General features: G+C 68.3%; 13 protein-coding genes and 1 pseudogene. 10 read left to right on the plus strand and 4 right to left on the minus strand.

The annotated features are described in order from the left end of the window. Positions 1-44 precede the first annotated feature (44 nt). The 4 genes and pseudogenes from ACRWNM_RS32340 to ACRWNM_RS32355 form a co-directional block, all read right to left on the minus strand. Complete coding sequence (locus ACRWNM_RS32340) at positions 45-1,676, minus strand: DUF4331 domain-containing protein (protein WP_431971949.1); 1,632 nt, start codon at positions 1,674-1,676, stop codon at positions 45-47. A 181-nt stretch (positions 1,677-1,857) separates the two neighbouring features. Then, positions 1,858-2,040, minus strand: a complete 183-nt coding sequence (locus ACRWNM_RS32345) for a hypothetical protein (protein ID WP_431971950.1) — start codon at positions 2,038-2,040, stop codon at positions 1,858-1,860. A gap of 37 nt (positions 2,041-2,077) precedes the next feature. Further along, a pseudogene (locus ACRWNM_RS32350) lies at positions 2,078-2,281 on the minus strand (hypothetical protein); the annotation flags it as partial. After that, on the minus strand, positions 2,199-2,831 hold the full coding sequence (locus tag ACRWNM_RS32355) for an MMPL family transporter (RefSeq protein ID WP_431971951.1): 633 nt from the start codon (positions 2,829-2,831) through the stop codon (positions 2,199-2,201). The pseudogene ACRWNM_RS32350 and the gene ACRWNM_RS32355, both read right to left, overlap by 83 nt. Before the next feature lie 1,211 nt (positions 2,832-4,042). Between ACRWNM_RS32355 and ACRWNM_RS32360 the strand changes: the two genes are divergently transcribed. From ACRWNM_RS32360 to ACRWNM_RS32405, 10 genes are all read left to right on the plus strand, one after another. Further along, complete coding sequence (locus tag ACRWNM_RS32360) at positions 4,043-5,200, plus strand: polyprenyl synthetase family protein (protein WP_431971952.1); 1,158 nt, start codon at positions 4,043-4,045, stop codon at positions 5,198-5,200. Further along, on the plus strand, positions 5,197-6,462 hold the full coding sequence (locus ACRWNM_RS32365; protein WP_431971953.1) for a hypothetical protein: 1,266 nt from the start codon (positions 5,197-5,199) through the stop codon (positions 6,460-6,462). Before ACRWNM_RS32360 ends, ACRWNM_RS32365 begins: the two co-directional genes overlap by 4 nt. A gap of 58 nt (positions 6,463-6,520) precedes the next feature. Beyond that, the gene (locus ACRWNM_RS32370) at positions 6,521-7,534 is read left to right on the plus strand and encodes a fatty acid desaturase (protein WP_431971954.1); all 1,014 of its coding nucleotides are present in this window, start codon (positions 6,521-6,523) and stop codon (positions 7,532-7,534) included. Further along, the gene (locus tag ACRWNM_RS32375) at positions 7,525-8,361 is read left to right on the plus strand and encodes a methyltransferase family protein (RefSeq protein ID WP_431971955.1); all 837 of its coding nucleotides are present in this window, start codon (positions 7,525-7,527) and stop codon (positions 8,359-8,361) included. Before ACRWNM_RS32370 ends, ACRWNM_RS32375 begins: the two co-directional genes overlap by 10 nt. A 161-nt stretch (positions 8,362-8,522) precedes the next feature. After that, positions 8,523-9,530 (plus strand): mevalonate kinase, encoded by a 1,008-nt coding sequence (mvk, locus tag ACRWNM_RS32380; RefSeq protein WP_431971956.1) that lies wholly within the window; start codon positions 8,523-8,525, stop codon positions 9,528-9,530. A gap of 43 nt (positions 9,531-9,573) precedes the next feature. Beyond that, positions 9,574-10,623 carry a diphosphomevalonate decarboxylase gene (gene mvaD / locus ACRWNM_RS32385; RefSeq protein WP_431971957.1) on the plus strand — a complete coding sequence of 350 codons (1,050 nt, stop codon included), beginning with the start codon at positions 9,574-9,576 and terminating at the stop codon, positions 10,621-10,623. After that, positions 10,620-11,720: a phosphomevalonate kinase gene (locus ACRWNM_RS32390; protein WP_431971958.1), complete on the plus strand. Its 1,101-nt coding sequence runs from the start codon at positions 10,620-10,622 to the stop codon at positions 11,718-11,720. Before mvaD ends, ACRWNM_RS32390 begins: the two co-directional genes overlap by 4 nt. Then, positions 11,717-12,802 carry a type 2 isopentenyl-diphosphate Delta-isomerase gene (gene fni / locus ACRWNM_RS32395; protein ID WP_431971959.1) on the plus strand — a complete coding sequence of 362 codons (1,086 nt, stop codon included), beginning with the start codon at positions 11,717-11,719 and terminating at the stop codon, positions 12,800-12,802. The genes ACRWNM_RS32390 and fni overlap by 4 nt, the downstream gene beginning before the upstream one ends. Then, a complete protein-coding gene (locus ACRWNM_RS32400) occupies positions 12,799-13,857 on the plus strand; it encodes a hydroxymethylglutaryl-CoA reductase (RefSeq protein WP_431971960.1) in 1,059 nt (352 codons plus the stop codon). Before fni ends, ACRWNM_RS32400 begins: the two co-directional genes overlap by 4 nt. A gap of 2 nt (positions 13,858-13,859) precedes the next feature. Beyond that, on the plus strand, positions 13,860-15,026 hold the full coding sequence (locus ACRWNM_RS32405) for a hydroxymethylglutaryl-CoA synthase (RefSeq protein WP_431972025.1): 1,167 nt from the start codon (positions 13,860-13,862) through the stop codon (positions 15,024-15,026).

The following is a 15,026-nucleotide window of genomic DNA, read 5'->3' on the forward strand; positions in this document are numbered from 1 at the left end:
TTCCAGGGGGGGGGACCGCTCGCCCCCACCACCGGAACGAGATGTCAGGAGCTCGGCGGCGAGCTGGACGCCGATGCCCTGCGCGCCCGGCGGCGGATCAAGAGCCATCCGCCGCCCGCGACCACCGCACCCACACCGACACCGGCCGCGACGAGCAGCACCGAAGACGTGCGGTCGTCGGCGTCCTGCGGCACCGTGACGGCCACGTTGGTTGTCGCGTTCGTCGCCTTTGCCTGGACCGTGGTCTTGCCCGACGACGGCAGCGCGACGTACGGGAAACTGCTGGAGAACGACGCGTCGTTGACATCGACCGCGTCACCGGCAGCGAGCGCCTCGACCGGTTTGCCAGTCTGCGCCGCGCCCACCATCGCCTGCAGCGCGATGTCGACCACGTCGTCGCTCAGCCGCCGGCCGTTCGGGAATCCCTGGAGATCGCCGCCGATCACGCCGAGCCGGTTGGGCTGGGCGGTCACCGGCACCGACATGTTCAAACGCAACATCTCCGAGGGCTGGAACGCGGCCGCCTGCGCGTCGGCGTTGAGGATCTGCGAGTTCAGGTCGGCCTGGATGGGCGGGGCGCTGCCGTCCAGGGTCGGCGCCTTCTTCGCGATCCCGGTCAGGAAGATCTCCACGAGGTCGTTGCGCGGGGCCGTGGGTGCGGGCACCTTGTACAGCGACTCGATCAACTTCGGCAGCTCGGGATCGGTGACCCGCTGGACGACCTCTGGAATCGTCGCGTCCCTGCTCGGTGACAACCCGTTGAACGCGTCCTTCAGCCCGACCGGGACGACAACTTCGTTCACCAGCGGGTTGCCCAGCCGCGACACCTGCACGAAGTCACCGACCGAGGTCGCGGCGCCCGGGCTCAGTTGCAGCGAGCGGCGCTCGGTGTCGCTCCACACCCCGACCACAGGGTTGCGCGCCGGGTCGCCACGCAGCGCGAGATCGCGCTTCGGCACCTGGAGGACGACGGTGTTGACGTTGTACCCGGCGAGCGTGTCGGTACCGACCTCGGACAGATCACCGCCGTAGAGCAGGTCGAAAACCCGCAGATCGAGGAAGAAGGGGTCCTCCGCGGCGCCGACGTAGACCGAGCCGCCGCCCGGCAGATTCGCGGTCGCCTCCTTGCGCAGCCGACCGTAGTCCGGCATCGAAGCCGGACCGGTGAACGACGGAGCCGCCTGACCGTGCGCGATCGGCCGCCAGTCGTTCACGCCCTGACTCACCGACACCGTGTAGTTCTGCCGGAACAGCAGGTTCTCGTCCTTCAGTCCGGTGACCGGGCCGTTGTTGAACAGGAACGTGCTGCCACCGCGCCGATCCTCGGTCGCGAAGGTGATCCGATAGGTGATGTCCGGCTTTCCGTTGCCGTCGTTGTCGATGTTGATGTCGTAGTTGGCGTCGGTGGCCCACGGGTAGAAGTTCGGGCCACCGTTGGGCTCCTGTAACCCGAACCAGTTGGCGACGAGCGTCACCGTGTCCGGATTGTCGGGGCTGACGAACGCGTAGACGTCCGTGTTGTCCACCGCCGGATCGGCGGCGACCAGGGGAGCCTCGCGGTGGCTGGAGGCGCCCGCGGATTGCAGCGCGGGGCCTGCGGCCGTGCTGAGCGCGATAGCACCTACACCCACGAGAATGCCTGCGGCACGAGCGCCGCGGCGGAGTGGACGGGACATGAGTTTCCTTCGACGAGTGCGATGATGCTGCGCCGGAGCGCAATCGGACACGGCTCGACGATGAATCGGCAGTCGAGGCAACGCATTTCACGTGAACCGCCGATGACCGGTGTTCGTGTTCGTCAAGACCGTGCCGTCAATGGTGCGCGCCGACCCGTCCGGGCCACATCGGTCGATCGACCTATCTCGGATGGCCTCGCCTGCGTCCGGCCGCCGAAGCAGAACCGCCACTGCGCCGCGACCGACCGGCCAGTTCGGCGCTGCCCGCGCGCAGGGGCTCGGTCCCGGTGTCCAGCTGGGCCGCCCCGGCCACCAGCTGATCGATGTCGGTGGCCAGGGCGCGGGAGCCGTCGACGAGTTGCACGGCTCCCTGCCCGGGCCTGTGCGGAACCGGCGGCGAGACCGTCGAGTCCGGTGGCCAAGGCCCGAGCCCCGTCGTTCAGCTGCGTCGCGCCGCCGGACAGCCGTTGCACGTCGGGTCGCGCCGCGCGAGCTGCCCTGCCGCCGAGCCGAGCCGGTCGCTCAGGATGCCGAGCTGCCCGTTGACCGAGGCTTCCTGGATGGGGCGCCCAGCGAACGGGAGATCGACCGGACCGAAGCCACACCGGGGAGCCGGGAGATCCCGGTGGCGAGCGTTTCCAGCCCGGCGTAGTCGCGAGAGCTGCGCATGTCGTGGTCGGACCGGATGTACACGGAGATCGGCAGCAGCTCGTTTGCCGGGCAATGCCCCGCAGTGGCGGCATAGCCGCGGTCGCTCGGAGTGTCGGACGGCTGGGTGGCGCGCTCGTCGTAGCTGATGGCCAGTCGGCACCATCGCGACTCGTCGGCGAACGTGGCGCTCGGCTCGGTTAGGTCGGCTGAAAGCCCCTGCGGTCGTGAAATATTCGCCACAGTGGCACGCAAGGCGTCCACCGAGCGCGTGTCCTGGGTGGTGCCGGTGTCGCCGACCAACCGGACCTGCCTGCTCATGTCGAGCAGCGCCCTGGACACGGGGGTATCCTGCGGGACCATCGGGTACGAATGCTCGAAGATTGCTAATTCCAGCTGCGGCACAGCGAGATTCAGGATGCCAGCAGTTAGCAGCCAGATCGCCGCCACAGGGTGGCGGCAGCGCAGCACCAGTGCGCCGAGTCGGTCGAGTAGGCCGGTTCGCATCCGACTCTCTCCACACATCCGCGACGACCATGTGTCGAGCTGGCTCGAGAACGAGAGTCTCGTATTACCAACCCTTTTGAAAGCCATTGCGAATTCGATAGTACGCCTGGAGTTAGAACATCCTGGACCGCAGGCCAATTGGCGGACGATAGCGGCAGCGAACGAGCCGCGCAGAGGATTAAGGGCGACAAGCCAACTCTCCTCATCTCGAGGAGAGTTCACAAGACTTGAAGAACGTGCATGTAGCACTTAAAAGCTCTGTGCTACTTAGAGATTCATGTTAGGTCCGTCCCAGCCAGCAAGAACCCTCGCCGGGAGATCGCTCCACCAGCTCGGAGGCGATCCCCGCCCGCCCAGACGCGCGATCAACCAGTGTCTGTCTGGGTTGCGTTGTCTTTCAAGCTGTTACATACTTGCCCACCTGTATCGATCGCCATGAAAAGTTCCTGTCATTTTCAACGAGCGCTCAGTTGTGTTGTGGGGTAGCCTCTTCCGCTATGTCGAGGGATGAAGATCTGGTTGCGTTGATGGGAAAGCTGAACGACGGACGGGACGCATCGGCGGTGGGGCAAGACTGTGTGGGACGACTACGTATTGCGTGACGATCCACGCGCGTACGCGGACGAGCACCCGAGCGATCCGGACGGGATGCTGGTTGTGGATGGGACCGGATACTCGAAGAACGGAATGAAATCACCTGGGGCGCAACCGTCTACCTCAGGAAGAGCCTCCATGCGCGTCGAGTACTGTCGGCTCGACGTTCTGCGCACAGGAGGCGTGGCCGCTACGCCGCGCAACCGGCCCAACTCGACGATCACCGGCTGCCCATGCGATGATTACCGTGTCGCACACACCGTTTCACACGCATCGACACAGCTCGGCCGCGGTTTCGGAGCCGAACGACCGCGGATGTCCGAATGGGCGGTAACCCCGCCACCGACCGGCCCGTGGACCACTCCCGGCGGCTGGAGCCGCCCGCAACTCGCTCGGCGCGCACTGACGCCGAATCTCAATGGCGAGCACGAAATCGCTACTACCTTCGCTGCACATCCGCCCGGACAAGCGACGACGACCGCACGGCGTCACGGTGGCAGTGTCGCCGCACGCTGCCGGACAGCCACCTCGTAAGTAACTCGACGCCCGCCAGGCCGCTGGTGCCTGTCGCATGCCCGACTCCGCCGCCGTTACGACACCGAAGGAGCCCTCCGCCCATGGATAATCCCACGTCACCGTCAGGACATCAGCAGGAAGAGCGCTTGGTGGCGGCCGTGTCCGGACGGTCCGGCACCACGCACGCGGTCGTGGACAGCCGGGCGCGTGGCACCGCCCCGGCGTCGAACGGACATGCCGGCACCACCGACACCGTGGCCCAGGATGTGGCGGTGGACCAGGTCGACGCCCAGCTCATCGCGCCGACCTATCAGCCAGCGATGGTCACCGAGCGCATGCGCGAAATCCTGGTTACCGGAAGCGATTTCGACGATATCTACCGTCATGTCCTGGCCGCTCCCGGTAAACGGGTCCGCGCCCGCCTGGTGCTGGACTGCCACCGCCTGTTGCCCTCGGCCGAGTCCACATCCGTGCCCGACGCCGTCGACCTGGCCTGCGCGATGGAGATGTTCCACGAGTCGTCGCTGATCCACGACGACATCTGCGACAGTTCTCTGCTGCGCCGCGATTCCCCCTCGGTACCGGCATTGTTCGGCATCCGGACCGCCGCCCGCGCCGGATTCCATATGGCGGGCACCGCATTACAAGTGTTGGCGCGGGTACTCGAGGACAATCCCGTGGTCTGCGCACACCTCGGTGAGGCTCCCGGCGTCACCTATCTGGACCGCATCTCGGATCTCTCGGCCGGGCAGCTCGTGGAGATCATGGCGCCCGACGTCGACGATGCCGCGCTGCGCAGGCACTACGAGGTCGTCGCGGGCGCGAAGACCGGCACGCTGTTCCGGCTGGCCTGCACGTACGGCGGCACGGCGGGCGGCGTCGACCACGACCGGCTGCGGGTCCTGATGCAGTACGCCGAGCAGTTCTCGCTGGCCTTCCAGATCATGGACGACGTGCGCGACGTCGAGGGCGATCCCGCGCTGGGCAAGGAGGCCTGCGGCGACCTCGACCGCCGTGTGCCGACCTGGCCGGTGATCGAATGGCTGGCGATCCGGCCCGATGCTCGCGAAATGTGGCTCTCCGAAGAGACTTCCAGCGCCGAACTGCAAGCCGACCTGGTGCGCAGCGGAGCGACCAAGGCCGCGCACGACGCCGCGATCCGTGCCGCCGAGACGGCGTGCGAAGCCCTCGAAGTGTTCCCGCCCACCCCCGCGCGGGACGACCTGCGCGACCTAGCGCTACAGGTGGTGTCCCGATGATCGGACGACGACTCGGCATTCTCGCCCACGGGCTGCGGAATCTGCGCCGCGCACCCGACCTCGCCGCGCTGCGGGCAGCAGGCTCACCGGACGAACTGGCCCGGCTGGCACTGATTCCTGCGGCCAGGAACATGGGCATCGCCATCGGTTTCCTCACCCCGGAGCTGCGGGCCGAGGCCACCGCGGCCCTGCTGGCCTGCCGGGTGCTCGACGCCTACGAGGACCTGATCGACCGTCCGCTGGCAGGCAGCGCGGTGCGGACCGCGGCCGAGTATCTCACCGGCAGCACCGACACCCCGCCGCCACCGCCGGACCGGGTCACGGTGCGCGACAGCGAAGCCGTGGATTTGGTACTGGCAGAACGTATTCGGGACATTCGGGCGCTGGTGGCGGCGCTTCCCGTCGCGGGACGAGAACGGGTGGGCAGGCTGCTGCTCGATATCGGCGATGTCATGGCCCGCAACCTCGATTCCCCCCTGTCGCGGGTGGTCTACGGCGAAGGCGTGCTCGGCCGGGTGACGCACTACGCGTGTTCGCTGGCCGCCCCGGAGGCCTGTGCCGAGGACGATTTGCGCGAACTGGCCGCCTGCGTCGGTGTCATCGCCCAGTCCGCCAACGACCTGCGCGACAACGAAATGGCGCTCTACGGTGTCGCCGACCGCAAGGAACTGACCCAAGTGGTGATGCTGCGGCTGCTGGCGCCCGCGCTGGGTGGGTTCGCCCTGCTGGCCCGGCTCGGTCCGCACACCCCGAGCGCGGGCGCCCGGGCGGCGATGGCGTACATGACCATCACCACAACCGGTTTCCTCTGCACCGCCGTCGGCGCCCCGGTGCCCTACCGGCGGCCGGTCGGCGCGACCGCGCTGGCCGCCTGCTCACCCGCCTACTGGACCAAGATGGTCGAGCGGGTGCAGCGAGCCGCCGACGAGGCGATCCACCGGGTGCTCGACGCCTCGCCCGAACTCGGTACCGGTTCCGACGCCGCGGCGGAGTTGCTCGGCTCGGTCGACCCGCGTTCGCTGTCGCCCTCGATGGTGCCGCTGATCGTCGACACCACCTTCGCTCTCGTCCGGTCGCTGCCGGAAGAACCGCTGACGGGCAGGCTTTCCGCCGCCGACATCCGCACCATGATGATCGCCGACCACTTGGCCTTCGGCGCACTGGAGCGGCTGCCACCCCACAGCGCCGACGCGATGCGGGCGCTCGCCACGAATTTCCAACTCGCCGCCCTCGAAACGACAACCCCTGGAGATCGCCCGTGACCAGCGCGTCAACCCATTCCGCAGGAACGCCCGACACCGATACCCGAGGAGATCGACTATGACCACCGTGCCCACCCGTCCCGGCGACGGAACGCCAGCGGCGTCCGACCAACCGCCGTTCAGCCGCCGGGTGCTGAAACTCGAGCACCCGGCGAATGTCGGCCCGCTGCTGCACATCGTGGCCTGGGTCGTGCTGCTGTCCTTCGGCCTGTTCGTCCCCGCCGCCACGAACTGGTACCTCGCCGTCCCGCTGATCATCCTGCTGACCCTGCTGAACTTCTCGCTCACCATCGGCGTGATGCACATGCACACGCACCGTGCGCTGTTCGTGTCGCGCAGGATGAACCGGTTCGTGGACATCATGTGCTGTCTGCCCGCCACGCTGACCTCGGCGGAGATGCGTGAGGTGCACGTGCTCAACCATCACCGGTTCAACGACGGACCGGGTGATGTGACCTCCACCGAGGGCATGGAGCGCGGGCTGGGCGCCGTCTGGTACTGGATCAGATACGGCACCATCGTCAAGAACCACACGATGCGAATGATCTTCGCCGCCAACCCGTCCGAAGGCAGGCGCAAGCGCCGCCACCAGTTCGTCTTCGACCTCACGCTGGCCTTGGTGCTGCCGGTGGGCATCTGGTACGCCGCGGGCTTCGAACGCTTCGCGCTGTTCTGGGCCCTTCCGTTCCTCATCACCCAGGTGAACTCCGGATACTTCGCCTGGCTGACGCACGCCCCGGCGCGGGTGTTCGAGGACGACCCGAGCAAGTCGCTGAACACGGCGGGTAACTGGCTGAACTTCTTCATCTTCAACCAGGGCTACCACAGCGTGCACCACCGTTACCCGGGCGTGCACTGGAGCCAGATCCCCGACAAGCTCGACTTCATGCGGCAGGTCGACGCCGCCGTCATCGTGCCCTACTGGATGACGATCAACTCGGCGTGGCGCCTGGCGCGCACTGATGGCTTCCTGACCGCGCCTTACGGTGAGCGGTGGAAGACCAAGCTGGACAAGCGGATGGAGGAGGGCACGGTCCGCATGCGGTTCCTGCCCTGGTTCGCATGGATCTGACCACCACGCGGCATTCGGTTCGGGGCGCGCTGACGGACCGCCGCCGGCTCGTCCCGTTCCTGCTGGCCTTCGGCGTGTACGGCGTCGCAGGGGTGACCGTGCCCCTGATGCTGCTGTTCGCCGGAGGCTGGTGGCTGCCGAAGACCGTCGACGACGGACCGCACCTGGCGACCGGTCCCGCGCTCGCGATCGACGTCCTGCTGATCGCGCTGTTCGGCTTGCAGCACTCGGGCATGTCGCGGCCCGCGTTCAAGGCGTTCATCACCCGCTGGGTGCCGGAGGCTTTGGAGCGGACCGTCTACATCGTGATGGTCTGCCTGGTCATGTGGTTGCTCTGCCTGGCTTGGCAGCCGCTGCCGCAACGGATCTGGTCGGCCGACGGCGTCGTCGGGATCGCGCTCGACGCCGGATTCTGGCTCGGCTTCGTGCTGGTCTACGCGGCCACCCTGCTGCTCAACCACTTTCACCTGCTCGGCATCAGCCAGGCATACCGCCACTACGTGATCCAGGTGCCCGACGCGACCATGGACCGCCTGCAGGTGCACGGGCCCTACCGCCTGGTGCGCCATCCGCTGATGACCGGCCTGCTGCTCTCCTTCTGGTGCGCGAGCGACATGACGGCCGGGCATCTGCTGTGGGCGGTGGGAATGACCGGCTACATCCTGCTGGGCACCTTCCTGGAGGAGCGCGACCTCGTCGCTCGCTTCGGCGCGGCGTACCGTGCCTACGCCGCACAGGTACCCGCCTTCTTCCCCTCGCCGCTCGGCCCCTCGGCGCGGGCAAGTCTCCGCCAGACCCTTTTCCGCCGTTCGGATCAGCAGCTGTGACGGCCGATTCGCCCTCGGCCTGAACGGATTTCGCACTACAGCGCAGACCGTCCACTGTCGCCGCACGCCGAAGTGTCCAGCGGCTGCGCACCGTCCGCCACCGCGTGTCCCCATCCGGGAACACGCCGGTGGGCCCTGCTCGAGTTTGGAGATGAACCGACGTGAACAGCGATCGCGTTCGCGAGGACAGCAGACCCACGGCCGCGGGGCCGGGGGGAGGGCGCGGCACCGGTCGCGCCCATGGCAAGGCGATCCTGCTCGGCGAGCACACGGTGGTGCACGGCACGCCCGCCATCGCGTTTCCCTTGCCCGCGCTGTCGGCGCGCGCGGTCGCTCGCCGGGCGGATGCGTCGCAGGAGGGCGAATCCTCTGCGGGACAGCACTTTCGATTCGTCGCGGGTGACGTCGTCACCCCGGAGCGCGCGTCGTCCGGTGCGCACGTCGCGGTCGAGGAGGCGTTGCGGCGGTGGGGTCTGGCCGGTGCGGCGGTCGAGGTCGCGCTCGACTGCGAGATCCCGCCCGCACGCGGCCTTGGATCCAGTGCCGCGTGCGCGGCGGCCGCGGTGCGGGCGGTCGCCGACCTCTACGACCGGACCATCGACTCCGAAGCGCTCTACGAGTTGGTGCAGTGCGGCGAGCAGTTCGCACACGGCCGGGCCAGCGGCGTGGACGCCAGCACCGCGGTGGCGACCGGACCGATCTGGTTCCGGGCGGGTGCGGCGCGCGGGCTGGCCGTCGGACTGGACGCCACCCTGGTGATCGCCGACACCGGGGTGCGGGGCGCCACGCAGCATGCGGTCGCGGCCGTCCGCGGCAAGCTGGAGGCCGATCCACCGGCGGCCCGGCGGCTGCTGGAACGCGCGACGGACCTGGTCGAGTCGGCCACGGCGGATCTCGCGGCCGGTGACGCCGCGTCGCTGGGCAAGGCGCTGCTCGAATTCCAGGATCTGCTGGCCGAACTCGGCGTCAGCACACCCGAGATCGACACCCTCGTCTCCGCGGCACACGATGCGGGCGCGTACGGCGCGAAACTCACCGGCGGCGGCCTCGGCGGATGCGTCCTCGCCCTCACCGACACCGGCGACGCCGCCGCGACAGTGCGTGCGGCGCTGCGCCGGGCCGGCGCGGCGAAGACCTGGATCGTCCCGGTCCGAGACGCACAGCAATGACCGATTCCCGATTCCCCTCGATACCGGAGTTCGAGACACGCCAATGACATTCACACCTGGAGCAGAGCTGGCCGATCCGCTCGCGGATCGACGCGGCGACGACGCGGCGACCGCTGTCGCGCATCCGAACATCGCCTTGGTGAAGTACTGGGGCAAGCGGGACGAGTCGTATTTCCTTCCCGTCACGGGAAGCCTGTCGATGACACTCGACATCTACCCGACCACGACAACGGTGCAGTTGAGTGCGGAACCTGCCGACACGGTCGTGCTCAACGGCCGCCAGGCGGTCGGCGAGGCGTACACCAGGGTGGCGCGCTTCATGGATCTGGTGCGCGCGCGGGCAGGCCGCGAAGAACACGCCGCGGTCGTCTCCACCAACGCCGGGCCGACGGGCGCGGGTCTGGCCTCCTCCGCGAGCGGCTTCGCGGCGCTGGCCGTCGCGGCGGCCGCCGCCTACGGGCTCGACGCGGATCCCCGTGCGCTGTCGCGGCTGGCTCGACGGGGGTCGGGATCGGCCTGCCGGTCCCTCTTCGGGGGCTTCGTGGTGTGGCATGCGGGGGAGGGCGACGGCGACGCGGGGGATGCGACTTCCTACGCCGAACCGATCGACGGCGACGCGCTCGATCCGGCTCTGGTGGTCGCCGTGGTCGACAACGCGTCGAAGGCCGTGTCGAGCCGGGAGGCGATGCGGCGGACCTGCGACACCTCGCCCTTCTACCTGCCGTGGGCCGAGGCGTCCAGGGTCGACCTCGAGGAGATGCGCAAGGCGATCGAGCGCCGCGATCTGCCCGCGGTCGGGGAGATCGCCGAGCGCAACGCCCTGGGGATGCACGCCAGCATGCTGCTGGCCAGGCCGTCGGTCCGATACCTTTCGCCGCAGTCGGTCGCGATCCTGGATCGTGTGCTGGCGCTGCGCGCGGACGGCATCGCCGCGTACGCGACCATCGACGCCGGACCGAACGTCACCGTGCTGTGCGCCCGCGCCGACGAGCAGCGGGTGATCGCCGCCCTGCGGGAAGCAGGCGACGTCATCGACCTTCCGGTGGCGCATCTCGGTCCCGGCGCGGCCCTCGTCCCGGATGGCGAACGATGATCATCTGTCGGGCCCCGGGCAAACTGTTCATCGCAGGCGAGTACGCCGTCGTCGAGCCGGGGCGCCACGCGGTGCTCACCGCGGTCGACCGCTACGCCACCGCCGCGGTGGTGGCGGCCGGCGCCGAGGGCACGACGCTGCATTCGGATCTCGACGGTGGCGTGACGCTGTCCTGCGGGCGCGTCGGCGGCCGACTGGTCCCGTCGACCGCCGATGGCATTGTGCCGCCGAACTTCACCTACGTTTTCGCGGCGGCCGCGATCATCGAACAACTGCTCGTCGAGCGCGGTATCGGGGCGCGTTCCTACCGGCTGAGCATCGGCACCGACCTCGCCGACGAGGATGGCAGAAAGCTCGGCCTCGGTTCCAGCGCGGCCGTCACGGTGGCCACCGTCGCGGCGCTGGGGCGGTTTCACCGGCTCGATCTGAGCCCGATGGACCGCTACCGACTGGCGATGCTTGCCACCGTTTCGATCAACCCGCGCGCCTCCGGTGGCGACGTCGCGGCGAGCACCTGGGGCGGCTGGATCGCCTACTGTTCCCCCGACCGGCAACGGGTCTCCGAGCTGGCGAGGGAGAGCGGGGTGGACGCCGCACTCCGTGCGCCATGGCCCGGGCTGTCGGTGCGCCCGCTGCCCACGCCGACGGGACTCGCGATGCAGGTCGGCTGGACCGCCAAGCCCGCGTCGACACCGACAATGGTCGCCGGGCTCGGCGACAGCCGCCGGAAGCTCGGCGCGCACGCCGATTTCGTGTCGCGCAGCGACCATTGCGTCCAACGGCTCACCGCCGCGCTGGAGGCCGACGACTCGCTCGGCATTCGAACCGAAATCGACTGTGCCCGACAGCTTCTCCTCGACCTCGACGCAACAGCCCAGTTGGGCATCATGACGCCGTCGTTGCGTGCGCTGTGCGAGGCGGGCGAGGCGGTCGGCGCTGCGGCCAAACCCTCCGGCGCGGGCGGCGGCGACTGCGGCATCGCGCTCATCGACCGCACCCGCCGCGCGGCGATCACCGAACTCACCGGCCGCTGGGTCGCCGCGGGCATCCGGCCGCTGTCGCTGCGGACACATCCATTCGAAGGGGATCGCCGATGACCGCGAGCCGCAAGGACGATCACGTTCGCCACGCCGTGAGTCAGCAGCGCGACGCGGGCCGCAACGACTTCGACTCGGTGACCTTCGTGCACCACGCCCTCGCGGGCATCGACGGCGGCGACGTGTCATTGGCCGTCGACGTCATCGGCAAGCGGTGGGACACACCGCTGTTCGTCAACGGCATGACCGGAGGCAGTCAGCACACCGGAGAGATCAACCGGCAGCTGGCCATCGCCGCCCGGGAGACCGGAATTCCCATCGCGTCCGGGTCGATGAGCGCCTACTTCCGCGATCCCTCGGTCGCCGACACCTTCCGTGTGCTGCGTCAGGAGAATCCGCACGGCTTCGTCATGGCGAACGTCAACGCCACCGCGACGCTGGACGAGGTGCGGCGAGCGATCGATCTGCTGGAAGCCGACGCGCTCCAGATCCACCTCAACGCGGTCCAGGAGATCGTGATGCCCGAAGGGGACCGGTCTTTCCGGTCATGGGGGCGCCAGATCGAGCGGATCACCGCCAATACTCCCGTGCCGGTGATCGTCAAAGAAGTCGGGTTCGGTCTCAGCAGGCCCACCGTCGCCTGGCTGCGTGAGGCGGGCGTGGCCGTGGCCGATGTCGGCGGCCGCGGCGGCACCAATTTCGCGCGCATCGAGAACGATCGGCGGCCCACGGCGGACTTCTCCTTCCTGGAGAATTGGGGTCAGTCCACGCCCAACTGCCTGGTGGATTGCGCGGGCATCACCGGCATCGATCTCTTCGCCTCGGGCGGCATCCGCTCACCGCTCGACATCGCCCGCGCATTGGCGTTGGGCGCCAACGCGACCGGGGTGGCGGGCCGCTTCCTCGAGACGCTCGTCAGCCACGGCACCGACGCCTTGGTGGCGATGATTCGCACCTGGCTCGATCAGCTGCGGCAGATCCTCACCGTGCTCGGCGCATCCACGCCTGCGGACCTGGTCGGTAGCGATCTGCTGATCACCGGCGACGTGGCCGCGTTCTGCCGGCTGCGCGGTATCGACCCGGCCTCCTATGCCCACCGGAACCTCTGGTGGAACGAATCGGACAGAAGGAGTCACCCATGAACGACTCGGAATTCGCGGCGGTGCCGCTGCGGTGGGTCGGCCCCCTGCGCATTACGGGCAACACCGTCGACGACAGTGTCGACGTCCCGCTGGCCACCTACGAATCGCCGCTGTGGCCGTCGGTCGGTCGCGGCGCGCGGATTTCCACGCTGACCGAGAAGGGCGTGGTGGCGACCCTCGTCGACGACCGCATGACGCGCTCGATCCTGCTCGAGGCCGACGACGCCTACACCGCCCACACCACCGTCACGCAGATCGAAGCCCGCTTCCCCGAACTACAGGAGGTGGCCGCGGGCAGCAGCCGGTTCGCCCACCTCATCGACCTGCACCACCAGATCACCGGCAACCTGCTGTTCCTGCGCTTCGAATTCACCACCGGCGACGCCTCCGGCCACAACATGGTCACTCTCGCCTGCGACCACCTGATGAACCACATCCTGGTCACGCAGCCCGGCATGCGGTATGTCTCGATCTCCGGAAACTACTGCACGGACAAGAAGGCGACCGCGGTCAACGGGATCCTCGGCCGCGGCAAGAACGTCGTCACCGAACTGCTCATCCCCCGTGAAGTGGTCGAGAAGCGACTGCACACCACCGCTCGCCAGGTGGTGGAGCTGAACATCCGCAAGAATCTCATCGGAACCCTGCTTGCGGGCGGAATCCGTTCCGCCAACGCGCATTACGCCAATATGCTGCTGGCCTTCTACCTGGCCACCGGCCAGGACGCCGCGAACATCGTGGAAGGGTCCCAGGGCATCACCCACGCCGAGGACCGCGAGGGCGACCTGTACTTCTCGTGCACACTGCCCAATCTCATTCTCGGGACGGTGGGCAACGGCAAGCACCAGAGCTTCGTCGACGAGAACCTGACCCGCCTGGGTTGCCGCGCGGATCGCGATCCCGGCGACAACGCTCGGCGGCTCGCCGTCATCGCCGCGGCCACGGTGCTGTGCGGCGAACTGTCGCTGATGGCGGCACAGACCAACAGCGGCGAATTGATGCGCGCCCATACCCAATTCGAACGGTCCACCGTAAGCAACGGAGTACAGCCATGACCATGACGCCGGTAGGAATCCACGACCTTTCCTTCGCGACCACTCACTACGCACTCGACCACGGGGTGCTCGCCGAGCGCCTCGGCGTCGATCCCGACAAGTTCTACCTCGGCATCGGCCAGGAGAAGATGAGCGTCGCCGCCGCCGACGAGGACATCGTCACCATCGCCGCGGCCGCTGCCAAGCCCATCCTCGACCGCCACGGCATCGACAACATCCGCACCGTGCTGCTGGCCACCGAAAGCGGTGTCGACCAATCCAAGGCGGCAGGCCTCTACCTCCACCCGCTGATCGGCCTGCCGAACACCGCCCGCGTCGTCGAGCTCAAGCAGGCCTGCTACGGCGGCACGGCCGGGCTGCAATTCGCCGCCGGGCTGATCGCCCGCGATCCGTCGCAGCGAGTGCTCGTCATCGCCGCCGACGTCGCCAAATACGAGCTCGACACCCCCGGTGAACCGACCCAGGGCGCCGCCGCGGTCGCGATGCTCGTCAGCGCGAATCCGGCGATCCTGCAACTGGAACCGCAGTCCGGGATCTACAGCGCCGACATCATGGATTTCTGGCGGCCGAACTATCGCACCGCCGCCATGGTCGACGGCAAGACCTCCGTCAACGCCTACCAGAAGGCCACCCAGGAAGCCTGGACCGACTACCGGCGCAATGGGGGACGCGATCTGACCGAGTTCGCCGCGTTCTGCTATCACCAGCCGTTCACCAAGATGGCCTTCAAGGCGCATCGCCACCTCCTGGAAAGCCAGGGGCACACCGCCGAACCCGCCGAGATCGACGCCGCGATCAACGCCACGACCATCTACAACCGCACGGTCGGCAACAGCTACACCGCGTCGCTCTACCTCGGTCTGGCCTCGCTGCTCGACCACGCCGACGACCTGACCGGGCAGCCGCTCGCCTTCATCAGCTACGGATCGGGCAGCGTCGCCGAATTCTTCAGCGGCACAGTGCAGCCCGGCTACCGCGACCACCTGCGCACCGACGCCAACCGGGACGCCATCGACACGCGCATCGCGCTCGACTACGACCGCTACCGGGTGCTGCACGAAACCGAGTCGCCGTCGGACGGGATGTATCACGCCATTCCGGAGGAGACGGGTCGCCCGTTCCGGCTGGCCGCGATCTCCGGCCACAAGCGCATCTACGAAGCCCGATGA

The organism is Nocardia sp. bgisy134, assembly GCF_965341865.1.
Classification (GTDB): Bacteria; Actinomycetota; Actinomycetes; order Mycobacteriales; family Mycobacteriaceae; genus Nocardia.

Bases quoted from the DNA above. Each gene is read 5' to 3' on its own strand.
- ACRWNM_RS32400 (WP_431971960.1), top strand. From the start codon at position 12,799: ATGAACGACTCGGAATTCGCGGCGGTGCCGCTGCGGTGGGTCGGCCCC.
- ACRWNM_RS32370 (WP_431971954.1), top strand. From the start codon at position 6,521: ATGACCACCGTGCCCACCCGTCCCGGCGACGGAACGCCAGCGGCGTCC.
- ACRWNM_RS32390 (WP_431971958.1), top strand. From the start codon at position 10,620: ATGATCATCTGTCGGGCCCCGGGCAAACTGTTCATCGCAGGCGAGTAC.
- ACRWNM_RS32365 (WP_431971953.1), top strand. From the start codon at position 5,197: ATGATCGGACGACGACTCGGCATTCTCGCCCACGGGCTGCGGAATCTG.
- ACRWNM_RS32375 (WP_431971955.1), top strand. From the start codon at position 7,525: ATGGATCTGACCACCACGCGGCATTCGGTTCGGGGCGCGCTGACGGAC.
- ACRWNM_RS32355 (WP_431971951.1), bottom strand. From the start codon at position 2,831: ATGCGAACCGGCCTACTCGACCGACTCGGCGCACTGGTGCTGCGCTGC.
- mvaD (WP_431971957.1), top strand. From the start codon at position 9,574: ATGACATTCACACCTGGAGCAGAGCTGGCCGATCCGCTCGCGGATCGA.
- ACRWNM_RS32340 (WP_431971949.1), bottom strand. From the start codon at position 1,676: ATGTCCCGTCCACTCCGCCGCGGCGCTCGTGCCGCAGGCATTCTCGTG.
- fni (WP_431971959.1), top strand. From the start codon at position 11,717: ATGACCGCGAGCCGCAAGGACGATCACGTTCGCCACGCCGTGAGTCAG.
- ACRWNM_RS32360 (WP_431971952.1), top strand. From the start codon at position 4,043: ATGGATAATCCCACGTCACCGTCAGGACATCAGCAGGAAGAGCGCTTG.
- ACRWNM_RS32405 (WP_431972025.1), top strand. From the start codon at position 13,860: ATGACGCCGGTAGGAATCCACGACCTTTCCTTCGCGACCACTCACTAC.